The sequence below is a fragment of the Pseudocitrobacter sp. 2023LY-00077 genome (assembly GCF_055796175.1).
Genome location: NZ_JBSPEI010000006.1, coordinates 144,313 through 157,490 on the forward strand (window position 1 = coordinate 144,313; position 13,178 = coordinate 157,490).

Annotated in this window: 13 protein-coding genes; 2 read left to right on the forward strand and 11 right to left on the reverse strand. The window is 54.3% G+C overall.

The annotated features are described in order from the left end of the window. Window positions 1–7 precede the first annotated feature (7 nt). The 3 genes from ACWWFX_RS09915 to ACWWFX_RS09925 are packed head-to-tail and all read right to left on the reverse strand — an operon-like array spanning window position 8 to window position 2,836. Window positions 8–328: an NIPSNAP family protein gene (locus tag ACWWFX_RS09915; RefSeq protein ID WP_015965584.1), complete on the reverse strand. Its 321-nt coding sequence runs from the start codon at window positions 326–328 to the stop codon at window positions 8–10. A gap of 13 nt (window positions 329–341) precedes the next feature. Beyond that, window positions 342–2,018 carry an FAD-dependent oxidoreductase gene (locus ACWWFX_RS09920; protein ID WP_473223716.1) on the reverse strand — a complete coding sequence of 559 codons (1,677 nt, stop codon included), beginning with the start codon at window positions 2,016–2,018 and terminating at the stop codon, window positions 342–344. After that, the gene (locus ACWWFX_RS09925; protein WP_473223717.1) at window positions 2,015–2,836 is read right to left on the reverse strand and encodes a shikimate dehydrogenase family protein; all 822 of its coding nucleotides are present in this window, start codon (window positions 2,834–2,836) and stop codon (window positions 2,015–2,017) included. Before ACWWFX_RS09925 ends, ACWWFX_RS09920 begins: the two co-directional genes overlap by 4 nt. 152 nt (window positions 2,837–2,988) lie before the next feature. Here ACWWFX_RS09925 and ACWWFX_RS09930 point away from each other — a divergent pair, with 152 nt between their 5' ends. Both ACWWFX_RS09930 and ACWWFX_RS09935 read left to right on the forward strand, forming a co-directional pair. Next, window positions 2,989–3,747 (forward strand): IclR family transcriptional regulator domain-containing protein, encoded by a 759-nt coding sequence (locus tag ACWWFX_RS09930; protein WP_276222275.1) that lies wholly within the window; start codon window positions 2,989–2,991, stop codon window positions 3,745–3,747. A gap of 376 nt (window positions 3,748–4,123) precedes the next feature. After that, entirely contained in the window at window positions 4,124–5,392 is a 1,269-nt protein-coding gene (locus ACWWFX_RS09935; protein WP_473223718.1) for a sel1 repeat family protein, read from the forward strand. A gap of 36 nt (window positions 5,393–5,428) precedes the next feature. On the opposite strand, the gene ACWWFX_RS09940 is transcribed toward ACWWFX_RS09935, so the two are convergent. The 8 genes from ACWWFX_RS09940 to ampG all read right to left on the reverse strand — a co-directional run bounded on the left by ACWWFX_RS09940 (window position 5,429) and on the right by ampG (window position 13,178). Then, window positions 5,429–5,971, reverse strand: a complete 543-nt coding sequence (locus tag ACWWFX_RS09940) for a GNAT family N-acetyltransferase (protein WP_473223719.1) — start codon at window positions 5,969–5,971, stop codon at window positions 5,429–5,431. Continuing rightward, on the reverse strand, window positions 5,955–6,266 hold the full coding sequence (locus tag ACWWFX_RS09945) for a type II toxin-antitoxin system TacA family antitoxin (RefSeq protein ID WP_276222285.1): 312 nt from the start codon (window positions 6,264–6,266) through the stop codon (window positions 5,955–5,957). The genes ACWWFX_RS09940 and ACWWFX_RS09945 overlap by 17 nt, the downstream gene beginning before the upstream one ends. Before the next feature lie 186 nt (window positions 6,267–6,452). Then, on the reverse strand, window positions 6,453–7,343 hold the full coding sequence (cyoE, locus tag ACWWFX_RS09950; RefSeq protein ID WP_149462128.1) for a heme o synthase: 891 nt from the start codon (window positions 7,341–7,343) through the stop codon (window positions 6,453–6,455). 11 nt (window positions 7,344–7,354) lie between these two features. Next, a complete protein-coding gene (locus tag ACWWFX_RS09955; RefSeq protein ID WP_015965577.1) occupies window positions 7,355–7,684 on the reverse strand; it encodes a cytochrome o ubiquinol oxidase subunit IV in 330 nt (109 codons plus the stop codon). Beyond that, window positions 7,684–8,295, reverse strand: coding sequence for a cytochrome o ubiquinol oxidase subunit III (locus tag ACWWFX_RS09960; protein ID WP_015965576.1), 612 nt, complete (start codon window positions 8,293–8,295; stop codon window positions 7,684–7,686). Before ACWWFX_RS09960 ends, ACWWFX_RS09955 begins: the two co-directional genes overlap by 1 nt. Then, window positions 8,285–10,276, reverse strand: a complete 1,992-nt coding sequence (gene cyoB, locus ACWWFX_RS09965) for a cytochrome o ubiquinol oxidase subunit I (protein WP_276222290.1) — start codon at window positions 10,274–10,276, stop codon at window positions 8,285–8,287. Before cyoB ends, ACWWFX_RS09960 begins: the two co-directional genes overlap by 11 nt. Before the next feature lie 19 nt (window positions 10,277–10,295). Next, the gene (cyoA, locus tag ACWWFX_RS09970) at window positions 10,296–11,243 is read right to left on the reverse strand and encodes a cytochrome o ubiquinol oxidase subunit II (protein WP_473223720.1); all 948 of its coding nucleotides are present in this window, start codon (window positions 11,241–11,243) and stop codon (window positions 10,296–10,298) included. 459 nt (window positions 11,244–11,702) lie between these two features. Then, complete coding sequence (gene ampG / locus ACWWFX_RS09975; RefSeq protein WP_276222294.1) at window positions 11,703–13,178, reverse strand: muropeptide MFS transporter AmpG; 1,476 nt, start codon at window positions 13,176–13,178, stop codon at window positions 11,703–11,705.

A 13,178-nucleotide genomic window follows, 5' to 3' on the forward strand; every position in this document is an offset into this window, starting at 1 on the left:
GGGCTCCTTATTGCAGCGGGGAGAAATCGGTCGGGCGCATCAGCACTGATTCCAGACGCTCAACCGCCGCCAGCTCGCGATTTTTACGCGAGAAGGTCAGCCAGCGTTCGTCCTGGGCCATGCGGCCACGGCGAACCAGACGGTCATCCAGGCTTTCATACGCCCAGATATGCACCACCTGATTCACCACGCCAATTTCCGTAAAGAAGAAGCCAATCAGTTTGCCGAGATGCTCGGTTTGCACCGCATACGCATCGCTCTTATACAGCGCCAGCCAGTCGGCCATTTTCAGCGGATTGATGGTGTAGGTGCGTTTTTCGTAGATCATGTCGTTCTCCTGGTTAAAGGGATTGTTGTTGAACCATATGTTTCGCGGCGAGATAGCCGAAGGTGAGCGCCGGGCCGAGCGTAATGCCGGGGCCGGGATAGGTGCCCGCCATCATGGAATCCATGTCATTACCGACCGCATACAGGCCGGGAATGGCCTCGTTTTGCTGATTCATCACCTGCGCGTCGGCGGTGGTGACCAGCCCGCGCGAGGTGCCTAAATCGCCGGTGTAAAGGGTGATGGCGTAGAACGGACCCTGACTCAGCGGCGCGTTGCAGGCGTTCGGTTGATGCGCCGGGTCGCCCATCGCCCGGTTGTAGCTGTTCCCGCCTTTGCGGAATTCGCTGTCGGTGCCGTTAGCGGCATCGCGGTTATAGCGTGCGACGGTCTCTTCCAGCGTGAGCGGGTCGAGGTTGAGCTGCTGCGCGAGCGCGGCGAGGGTATCGGCTTTATGCAAATATCCTGCTTTGATCAGCGCATCGTTATTAACCGGGGCCGGACGCGCGAGGCCGAGACCGTAATTTTTCATCGCCAGGGCATCACCAATCAGATAGCAGGGCGCGTTTTCCGGCTGCTGCTGCATCGCGCTGGCGAAGTGGTGGTAAGAGTTCGATTCGTTCACAAAGCGTACGCCACGCTGATTGACGGCAATCACGCCCGGTTTAGCCCGGTCGGTGACCAGATGCGGGAAGCGCTCTTCCGTGCCGTCCGGGTGACGTAAAACCGATACCGGTGCCCAGAAAAAGTTTGAGGGGAGATTGGCACCTTCTTGCGCGCTGACGCGGCCCGCCAGCTGAAATGCCGCGCCGTCGTTGGTGGCGGGCGACATGGTGAAATGTTGCTGCGTTGCCGGACGGAACTGCGCGGCAATCTGTCCGGCAGCAAAACCGCCTGCTGCCAGCACCACGCCGCAGCGCGCGCGCAGCTGTTCTTCTTTGCCTTCGCGTTGAATGGTGACGCCCGTAACGCGGCCCTGCTCTTCGATTAACGCGGTCACGTTGACGTTCAGCGCCAGGTCCAGCCCTTTGCGCAGTGCCAGCGTCGCCATCCGCGCAATCAGCGCGTTGCCCATCGCCAGACGCGTGCCGCGCGGGTGACGCAGACGATCGCGACCGTAGCGCAGCAGCAGGCGCGAACAGTGACGGAACGACGTCCACGAACGGCGCATATCCAGGAAGTGCTGAATATCGACGCGGTTGACCATCATGCCGCCAAACAGCAGCATACCCGGCGGCGGAGATCGCAGGGTGCTGAAGTGTTCACCCAGCTCACGACCGTCAAATTCCACCACTTCCAGCGCGCGACCCGCATCGACCGCCCCGGCTTCATCCGGGTAATAATCAGGTGAAAGCGGGCGCAGGCTGTATTTCACTGCGCCTTCCTGCTCAAGGAATGCCAGCGCTTCGCGTCCGGATTCCACAAACGCATCCACCAGCGCCGGGCGGTAATTCGCATCGCCAATGATGGTGCGCAGATAGGTTTTGATGGCGTCCGGTGAACCACTTTTACCCGCCTGGCGAGCCTGGTCGGTGTCGTTGATCCACACCGCACCGCCGGAAATCGCCGATGTGCCGCCAAAGTGCGGCGCTTTCTCCAGCATCAGCACCGACAAGCCTTTGCAGCAGGCCGTGACCGCTGTAGCAAAGCCCGCCGCGCCGCTGCCGATAACGATCACATCCCAGTTTTTCATGCGGCTACCTCGTGCTCACCAGGGATTGCGCCAATAAACTGGCCCATCAGTTTCATCTGCGCCAGAGCCATTTCAGGGCCGGTTTGCGCCGTGCAGCCGCGCGTTTGCGCAAAGGCCAGCAGTGGGGTGATCACCGGTGCGGTAACCACATCGGCGACGTGAGTGCTGTTTTGTAAGGTATCGAGCAGGGCCTGTGGCAACGGCAGCGGATCAAATCCCTGCATCCCCGCCGGAGATCCGTTGACCAGCAGGTCGAGGCCTGCAAGCGAAGAGGGCAGTTCACTGAGATGGACTTCCGGGAAGTGCGTCGCCAGACGGTTTTCCAGCCGCTGACGCGTGGCGTCATCCCGGTCGTACAGCGCCAGGTGGCTGATGCCCGCTTCACACAATCCCCAGGCAATCGCGCTGCCGACGCCACCGCAGCCAGACAGTAATGCGCGTTTCCCCGCCGCGGCAAAACCGTGCGCTTCGGCGGCCAGCTGGAAACCGACCCCGTCGAGCATGTCGCCTTCCAGACGCCCGTCGGCCAGCTTTCTGACCACGTTCACCGCATTGAGATGGCGCGCGCGCGGCGTCAGGTTGTCCAGCAAGCCGGCAACACGCTGTTTATGCGGGACGGTAACCAGCACGCCGCTCATGTTCTGCCAGCCGCGCAGGGCATTCAGGTAATCGGCAACCGCTTCCGGGGCGATATCGACCGGGATCATGACTTTGTCCATCTGCGTATCGGCAAAGTAGCGGTTGAAGTTTTCCGGCGATTTCACCTGTGTGATGGGATGCCCGAGTACAGCCACGATTTGCGTAAATCCACTGACCATTTTTTATCTCACTTGTTAATCAAATGTTGATTGAGTATTTCAGCGGATCCGGTGACCAACAACGCAGAATTCGGACAGGTGGGTTGTTAATCGCACTAACAGTGCGATAATCGCAGTAAATGGGCTTGTTTGTTGCGAAAGTGTGAACGACTATGCAAAATCAGATTCATTCCCGCGATTTGATCGTCGGCCTGCAAAAAGGGCTGGCGATTATTCAGCTTTTCTCCAAAGAACATCCGCGCCTGACGGTACCGCAGGCGGCGAAAATGAGTGGCCTGACGCAGAGTGCGGCGCGGCGATTTTTCCTGACGCTGGTGCATGAACGCTATCTCTGCACCGATGGTCGCTACTACTGGCTGACGCCCAAAGCGTTGCGGCTGGGGCAGGCGTACGTCGATTCCGCCCAGTTCCCGCGTATGGTGCGCCCCATCGTTGAGTACATCGCCAGCCGAACGGAAGAGCATGCGTCGGTGGGGGTGATTGATGAAAATGAACTGGTGTATATCGCGCGCAGTAAGCACACGCCGTTTAACTCGACATCGGTGCGCCTCGGCGAGCGCGTGCCGGTGTACTGCACGGCGGGCGGGCGTTTATGGCTGGCGTCGCTGCCGGAAGCGGAGTGCGAAGCGGTGCTGCGGCAAATCAAGCGTGAGCGCCGCACGCCGTACACCGCCGTTGAGATTGATGAACTGATGGCGCGTATTGCGCTGGTGCGTCAGCAGGGCTACGCCACCATCGAGCAGGAATTTGAAATCGGCATGCTGGTGGTCGCCGTACCGCTGGCTGACAGAGAAGGGCTCTACTGGGGCGCGTTGAGTTTGACCAGTCATCAGTCGCGTACGTCGCTGGATGCGCTGTGCCGGGATCATCTTGATTTGCTGTATAGCGCACGAGAAATGCTGGTGAGCTAATTTTTATCAGGCCAGTAAATAAATGCATTTTTTGATGAAAATACACTTTTACGATCGGTAGAGGTGTTATTTTTCTATTGTTTATTACCCTAGATTTTGATTGTTTAAATATCTACTGGGTGAATATAAAACCATTTAAATATAATTTAAATATATTTCGTGTCGTTAAAAAATAAATTCAAGGATGAATGGATGTTGATAAATAAATGGAATTGGCTGTTTTTAGTGTTATCAGTTTCCGCGGTATGCCAGGCTGCCGATGATGCTGAGGGATATTATCACTCGCTTGCTGATGGAGAAAGCAAGGCGCTGTCCGGCTTGCAGGCGCTGGCGAAAGCGAAAGATCCCGACGCGCTAATGAAGCTGGGTTTTGTCTATGAATACGGTGTTTCAGTTTCTGCCAGTGTCGAAAAAGCCCTCCACTTCTACGAGCAAGCCTGCGATCTGGATAGCCGCTACGGCTGCTACAGCGCGCTATTTTTACCAGTATGGCCAGGGCGTTGCGCAGAATACCACCCGCGCTCAGGCGCTTGCCGACAAAGCGAATAAAGAAGATATCCACGTTGATGCGACAACGCTTAATGAGCTGGTCGATGAAATCTATTCGGCAAAAGCTGCGGCAATAAAAGATCCCGGCCAGCGTTTTGCCTTTCTCCAGATGGTGATGAGTTACGCCAATACGGGGAATGAACTTCTTATGAATCGTCTGGGCTTCTCAAAATCAGATGTATTGAATCTTGCTGAATTTTGGGCGAAAGATAACGATCCCGATATTACATTTCTGGTTGGCCAGCTTTATGATGCCGGGTTCGTTAAGGTGGCCAATAAAGACGCGTTTAGAATGGAGTGGTATCGCAAGGCGGCGGAACTGGGCCAGTCTGACGCCCAGAATATCCTCGGGCTTTTATATGCAACGGGAGAGAAGGGCGTTAAACCGGATATTCAGCAAGCGCTCAAATGGTATGAACGGGCTGCGAAGCAGGGTAACAAAGATGCATTAATCAATCTCGGCGCGATTTATTATCTTGGCGAGCAGGTTGATATTGATTATGCCAAAGCATTCCAGCTTTTTGATACGGCGAAAGAGCAGGGGAGCGCCATTGCGTGGCGTTATCTGGCCTGGATGTACACCAACGGGCAATATGTGCAGACCGACTGCAAAATGGCCGCCGACTATTTTGATCAAGGGCAGAGCAGGGTGGGGCGGGTTGACGGCTTTTTAGCCACCTGTGAAAAAGACAAGCTGGCTCGCGAAAAGGGGAGGGACGAACTGCCTGTGCTGACGCTGAAACAGGTGGGCTCGTTTATCGGCGGTAAAAACGATAGCTACGCCTGCCAGCTCAATCTGCAAGTTGATACCAACCATATTGGCGAAGTTGCCAATATGCGCGTGGGGTTAAACGTCAAAAATCGAGAAGGCGCGGTACTGACAGATATCGCGTCGTTTGCTCCGTTTGGCATGAATACGCTTAATCGCAACCTGGAAGGATATGAACATAATTCGCTCAGTCAATCCACATTGCTGCATATTGAGGATAACGCGTTTTGTGGTGAGCTGACCTTTGAAATGACCCATGCGACGGCAAAAATTAATGGCAAAGATGTGGATTTATTAAAGGCGGGGAGTTTGATGCTGGTTCAGTAAATCTATCGGATGGTTTCGCCACCATCCGATATACAGCTACGCCGCAATAATATGTTGAATGGCCAAAAACATCGGCAAAGCGCCGAAGGCATTCGGTGTGGATGAAAGCGGAACAAAACCGAGGCGTGCGTAGAAGTTAATCGCTGCCGGGTCAGCGTCGAGATAGACCCCTTTGATTGGCAGCGCCTGGTGGATGATTTTGACATGCTCAAAAAAGTCGCACAGCAAATCCTGACCATAGCCCTGTTTTTGGTATTTACGCGCCACGCCAAGCATGACCAGCCTTACGACGCCTATTTCTGACGGTTGCGAGCCTTGCAATACGCCCGACACGCGTTGTTTTTCCAGCGAGTAGGCGGTAAAGGTGCAGATGCCGATAAGTTCGCCGCTGTTACTGTCGATAAGTGCTTTTGCAGCACAGTCACTGTTACGCACGCTCTTCTTAAGTGACGTGCGAACAAATTTATCGATAACGGGGTTACCGCAATCGAAGTGTTTTTGCCCCGGGTAGGTAATGTCAGACTGATAATTACAGGAGAGCATCGGGGTGAGGGCCCGCTCCTCAGGCAGATTGACCATCGCTCTTTTTCCTTCTCATTAACGCCTTGAGTGCGAGCGTCGGCTGAGCAGGTTCCGCGATGAGCTGATTCATCAGTTCCCAGCTTTGATTCGAAAGCTCGCGACGACGCTGGTTATCCAGCACGCTTTCGGCGCGTTCCATGGCGGCGCTCAGGATAAAGGCGCTTAAATCTAACCCAACGGCTTCGGCAGCTTCGCGAAGTCTGTTCTTGGCGTCGGAGCTGGTTTTCAGTTCAACCCGCGCGTTTTTCAGCGCTTTCTCGACGTCGGGCAGAGTGGCGGTTTTACCAGGCATGATTGACCTCTTAATGTGGCTGAATGAAATCCTGGTGATGGATTTCATACATAGTACGGCTGTTAGCCGTATGAAATAATCTATACCCAAAGCGTTATCGCGTCAAGCGATACGGTTAATAGCCGTATATTGAATTGCAGACAATAAAAAACCCGCCGCAGCGGGTTTTTTCACATCCTTCAAACCTTACCAGACGTACGTCAGCAGGCTTTGGGAATTCGGCACCATAAAGTCGATGGACATCATTACAGAGAGTGCGGTAATGGCGATGATGGAGAAGCCGAAGAGCTTACGCGCCCAGACTTTATCATCTTCCACTTTATAACCGCGCAGCGCCATGCCGAGCCACCACACGCTGACGGCCGCCGCAACGATCAGGTATTTATACCCTGCATAGCCGCCAAGCGTCAGCATCAGGGTAGCGATAGCAAACGCCACGATGTACAGCGTGATGTGGTTTTTCGCCACTGAAATGCCTTTCACCACCGGCAGAACCGGAATGTTCGCCGCCTGATAATCCTTGAAGCGGAAAATCGCGATGGCGTAGGAGTGAGGCATCTGCCAGAGGCTGAAAATCGCCAGCAGGATCAGCGCGCCGCTGTCAAACGTACCGGACACCGCGCAGTAGCCAATCACCGGCGGCGCAGCGCCGGAGAGAGAGCCAATCAGCGTGCCGTAGACGGAGTGGCGTTTCATGTACAGGCTGTAAACGCCGACATAAACCACAAACCCCATCACGCCCAGCCAGCAGGCCAGCGGGTTAGCGCCGAACCACAGCAGCATGAAGCCAGCAATACCCAGCAAGGTGGCGTAGACCAGCGACGTTTTAGGCGCCATCAGTCCTTTGACCAGCACTCGGTTTTTCGTACGTTCCATCTTACGGTCGATGTCACGATCGATGTAGTTGTTGAATACACAACCCGAGGCGACCACCAGAGACACGCCAATCAGCGTCGCGACAAACAGCGGGTAATCGATGCTGCCCTTGGAGGCCAGCAGGAAACCGCCGATCACGGAGATCAGGTTGCCAAAAATGATGCCTGGTTTCGTTACTTGCAGGTATTGCTTAAACATCATACTCGCCGCTCTTAGTGAACCATCATGTTGTAGTTCAGGTTCCACATAATCCAGATGGAGCCTACAACCACGATGGCAATGATGATCACGGTGAAGACAAACGCAGTCAGGTTCCAGCCTTCGTCAGACTTCGAGTTCATGTGCAGGAAGTACACCAGGTGTACCAGAATCTGCACCACCGCCGTTACCAGAATGGTTCCCAGAATCACCGCCGGCGACGCTGAACCCGTCATCACCATCCAGAACGGAATAACCGTCAGGATGATGGACAGGATAAAGCCCGTCATATAGGACTTCACGCTGCCGTGGGATGCGCCGTTGTGATCGGTAGAATGACTCATTACATCGCCCCCATCAGATAAACTACAGAGAACACACAGATCCACACTACGTCCAGGAAGTGCCAGAACAGACTCAGGCACATGATACGGGTGCGGTTAGTGCTGGTCAGCCCGCGACGGGAAACCTGAATCATCAGCACGGCCATCCAGATAAGACCAGAGGTGACGTGCAGACCGTGGGTACCTACCAGCGCGAAGAACGCGGACAGGAAGCCACTGCGATCCGGGCCCATACCTTCAGCAATCAGGTGATGGAATTCATAGATTTCCATCCCGATGAACCCTGCCCCGAAAAGGAAGGTCAGAGCGAGCCAGGAAACGACCTGGCTCTTGTTGTTTTTGTACATGGCGATAGCCGCCATGCCATAGGTAATGGAGCTGAATAACAGCAGGAAGGTTTCCACCAGAACGAACGGCAGTTCGAAGATGTCCTTACCGGTCGGGCCGCCTGCTGTGCCGTGCATCAGCACGGCATAGGTCGCGAACAGACAGGCGAACAAAATACAGTCGCTCATCAGGTAGATCCAGAAACCGAATACCTTATTCGGGCCTGCATCGTGGTGCCCATGTTCGTGCGCGTGGGCGTTATGCGCCAGAGTATCAGTTGCCATTTTTCAGCCCTGCCTTAGAAATCTCATCGAAATGCTGGTTTTCCAGTTTTTCGACTTCAGCGACCGGCACGTAGTAGTCCACGTCCTCGTCGAAGCTTTTCACAATCCAGCTGATAACAATGCCCGCGAAGCCGACGATTGCCATCCACCAGATATGCCAGATCATGGCGAAACCGAAGATAGTCGCGAAGGCGGCAATCACGATGCCCGCACCGCTGTTTTTCGGCATATGAATTTCTTCATATTTCGCTGGCTGTTTGTACGCTTCGCCTTTCTCTTTCATTTCCCAGAATGCATCACGTTCATGGATCTGCGGCACAATGGCAAAGTTATAGAACGGAGGCGGGGAAGAGGTTGCCCACTCCAGAGTACGGCCACCCCATGGGTCACCGGTCAGGTCACGGTTCTGGTCGCGGTCGCGAATAGACACGTAGAACTGAATCAGCTGGCACAGGATACCCAGAGCAATCAGTGCCGCACCACAGGCTGCAACAACCAGCATGGTGTGGAACTGCGGGTCAATCTGCTGGCTGAGGCGACGGGTCATGCCCATGAAGCCCAGCACGTACAGCGGCATGAACGCCACGAAGAAGCCGATGATCCACAACCAGAATGCGCGTTTACCCCAGGTTTCGTTCAGCGTGAAACCAAAGGCTTTCGGCCACCAGTAGGTCAGACCTGCGAAGCATCCGAAGACCACACCACCGATAATTACGTTATGGAAGTGCGCAATCAGGAACAGGCTGTTGTGCAGCACGAAGTCTGCGCCCGGTACCGCCAGCAGTACGCCGGTCATACCACCTACAGAGAAGGTCACGATAAAGCCGATAGTCCACAGCATGGCTGAGTGGAATACGATACGGCCCTGGTACATGGTGAACAGCCAGTTGAAGATCTTCACCCCGGTCGGGATGGCGATAATCATCGTGGTAATACCGAAGAAGGCGTTTACGTTGGCGCCCGCACCCATGGTAAAGAAGTGGTGCAGCCAAACGATGAACGACAGGATGGTAATACACACGGTCGCCCACACCAGTGAGGTGTAGCCAAACAGGCGTTTACGCGAGAAGGTCGCCGCGATTTCGGAGAAGACACCGAACACCGGCAGAACCAGGATGTACACTTCCGGGTGGCCCCAGGCCCAAATCAGGTTGATGTACATCATCATGTTGCCGCCCATATCATTGGTGAAGAAATGGGTGCCCAGATAGCGATCCAGGGTCAGCAACGCGACGGTAACCGTCAGAATTGGGAAGGAAGCAATAATCAGGATGTTGGCGCACAGTGATGCCCAGGTAAATACCGGCATCTTGAACATGGTCATGCCCGGTGCACGCATCTTGATGATAGTGACGAAGAAGTTGATACCCGTAAGCGTTGTACCGACACCGGAGAGCTGCAACGCCCATATCCAGTAATCGACCCCGACGCCCGGGCTGTATTCAATTCCCGACAACGGCGGATAGGCCAGCCAACCGGTCTGTGCGAACTCACCGACGCCCAGAGAAAGGTTAACCAGAATCACACCGACAACCGTGAACCAGAAGCTCAGGTTGTTCAGGAACGGATACGCAACGTCACGCGCACCAATCTGCAGCGGAACCACGAGGTTCATCAGACCGATAACGAATGGCATCGCCACGAAGAAGATCATGATAACACCGTGAGCGGTGAAGATCTGATCGTAGTGGTGCGGCGGCAGGAAGCCCGCCTCGCCCGCGGAAGCCAGCGCCTGCTGGCTACGCATCATGACGGCGTCGGCAAAGCCACGCAGCAGCATGACGATAGCGACGATGACATACATAATGCCAAGGCGTTTGTGGTCGACCGAGGTCAGCCACTCTTTCCAAAGGTAGCTCCACTTACCGAAATAAGTGATCGCTGCCAGTATCGCCAGTCCCCCGACGATAATTGCAGCTATCGTTACCATGACAATTGGTTCATGGAACGGCACTGCATCCAGTGTCAATTTTCCGAACATCGTTTTCTTCCTCGGCCCCTTAGTGAGCGGCTTCCGCGTGGCTCATGTCCATGCCTTCCATCCCTTCATGCGCTGCGTGCTCGCCTTCAGGTTGGGACATGTTCATGTTTGTGTCGTGAGACATAAATTTGCCCGTAATAGCCTTAAACAAATCCGGTTTCACGCTGGAGAAGTACTCCACCTTGTTGTATTCACTCGGTGCAGCCACTTTCTCAAATGCCGCCATGTCATCCATGGTGTTCCCAGACTGTTTCGCTTTCGCGACCCACTGGTCGAACGCGGCACGATCCGGCGTCGCAATGGCTTTGAACTTCATACCAGAGAAGCCCGGGCCACTGTAGCTGGCGGAAATACCGTCATAGATACCCGGCTCGTTCGCGATCAGGTGCAGGTTAGTCTGCATACCGGCCATCGCGTAGATCTGGCTACCCAGACGCGGGATGAAGAAGGAGTTCATCACGGAGTTCGAGGTCACTTTGAACTGCACCGGAACGTTCGCCGGGAAAGCGATTTCGTTAACGGTAGCAATGCCTTGTTCCGGATAGATGAAGAACCATTTCCAGTCCAGAGAAACCACTTCAATAGTGATAGGCTTCTCGTCATGGGCTAACGGTTTGCTTGGTTCAAGAGCGTGCGTGGTTTTCCACGTCAGTACGGCGAGGAAAATGATGATCAGAATAGGAACCGTCCAGACCACAGCTTCCACTTTATTGGAGTGTGACCAGTTCGGGCTATACTTCGCATCTTTATTACTCGCACGGTACTTCCAGGCGAAACCAACTGCCATCAAGATGGCGGGAATAACGACAATCAACATCAGGCCGAAAGCCGTCAGTATGAGCGAACGTTGCTCCAGTCCTATCTGTCCTTTGGGGTCAAGAAGTGCAGAATCACAACCACTGAGTAAAACCGTGCCTGCGATTAATGACAACCATCCCAAACTTTTATTGTATTTCCTGAGTCTCATGTAACGACCTCAATTCCACGGGGTTTGGTGGCGCTTAAAGCGTGTGGGTATTTTACGGGAAAGTTACATTACTGTAAATGCGAATGGCACTCTGTCAGTTATCTGTTACTAGGTTCTGCCGTCGATGTCACACATGTTGCCAATTGTGTCTATTTTTCAGGCAGATTGCTCATTTGACGGGTGTTATAACGAAGGGGGGATAAAAAGCACATATGAAATGTCAATTGGTATAACCATTGTCAATAATATACAAATAATTAACAATTAATCATCAAATCCGCGACAAATCAGTAAAGAGAAAATAATAGACCGGTTGCTGAATCGGTTAATGAAATAAAGCACTTTTTATTGGTTCCAGTAATTTCCAGAATTCTAAAAAGCACGAAACAACAAATTATCCAGTTGGTTCATGGGAGTCCAAAATAATTACATATCGTGATTACAAAGGACTCGCATGATTTACATCTGATGCGTTTTACGTAGCGCCAGATAATCGAGCACGCAACCGACTAAAATCCCGGCAATGGCAATCAATGCCCCGGCTTCCAGAACGCTGGTCGAGAAGGGGAGTGACGCCAGATCCAGCGCATCAATTACCAGCATGACCAGCCACGCGCCTAACAACAGTGCGCCAATGAGCAACAGACGCAGGGCAAAGCGATAACCCCCACTGAAGGTGCTGCGCGGCATAAACTGTTCGGTTTGCTGGGTATATTCCAGCGTCCGGCGGCAGACAAGCAGCAATAAAATTCCCGGAACGGCGGCGATAACCGAGAACAGATAGAACGTCGGCCAGCCGTGTGCTTCAACGAACCAACCGGCGATAGGCCCCACGTAGACGCGGCCCACGGCAGAAAGCGCCGATAACAGGGCGAACTGGGTGGCTGAGAACGACTTGTTACACAGCGTCATCAGCAGCGCGACAAACGCCGCGGTTCCCATCCCGCCGCACAGGTTTTCGAAGAATACCGCCGCGCCCATCGAGAAGAGATGTTTATCGGTGACCGACAGCAGCCAGTAACCCGCGTTCGATACGCCTTGCAGGATGCCGAAAATCAGCAATGCCCGGAACAGCGTTAAACGCTGCATTAACACGCCGCCGTACAACGCGCCGACAATGGTGGCGAACAGGCCAAGGGTTTTGTTTACCATTCCGACTTCACCGGCATCAAAACCGACGCCGCGAATCAAAAAGGTGGTGGTCAGGCTCATGGCGAAGGCATCGCCCAGCTTGTACATCACGATCAGCAACAGAATCAGCCACGCATTGTTGCGACCAAAGAAATCCTTTAACGGCGCAACAACGGCCTGTTCCAGGCTGCGCGGGACGGGAATGACGTCGCTGGGCTCTGGCGCGAGCAGGGTGGCGATAATACATGGTACCAGCAGTGCTGCCATCAGCCAGTACATGCCTTGCCAGCCCAGCCATTTATCGGCCAGCCACAGCGCCAGACCGCCGGAAACCAGCATCCCCAGGCGATAGCCGAGCACGCTGATTGCCGCGCCTGCCCCGCGTTCTTCCGCAGGCAACACGTCGGTTTTCCAGGCGTCGAAGACAATATCCTGCGAAGCGGAACAGAAGGCGATCACCACCGCCAGCGCCGCCATCCAGCGCAGCTGTGAGGCGGGCTCAAGGAAGCCCATCGCGGCAATAGCGATTAACAGCAAACATTGCGTGGTCAGCAGCCAGCCGCGACGGCGGCCCAGGAACGGCGGCGTGTAGCGATCCATCACTGGCGACCAGAGAAACTTAAAGACGTAAGCCTGGCCGACGAGGGAGAAGAAGCCGATCGTTTTCAGATCGATGTTTTCGACGGTCATCCACGCTTGCAGCGTCCCGGAGGTGAGCGCAAGGGGTAAACCGGAGGCAAAACCAAGAATCAGCAGAATGGCCGATTTAGGTTGTTGGAAAATACGTAAATAATGGCTGGACAT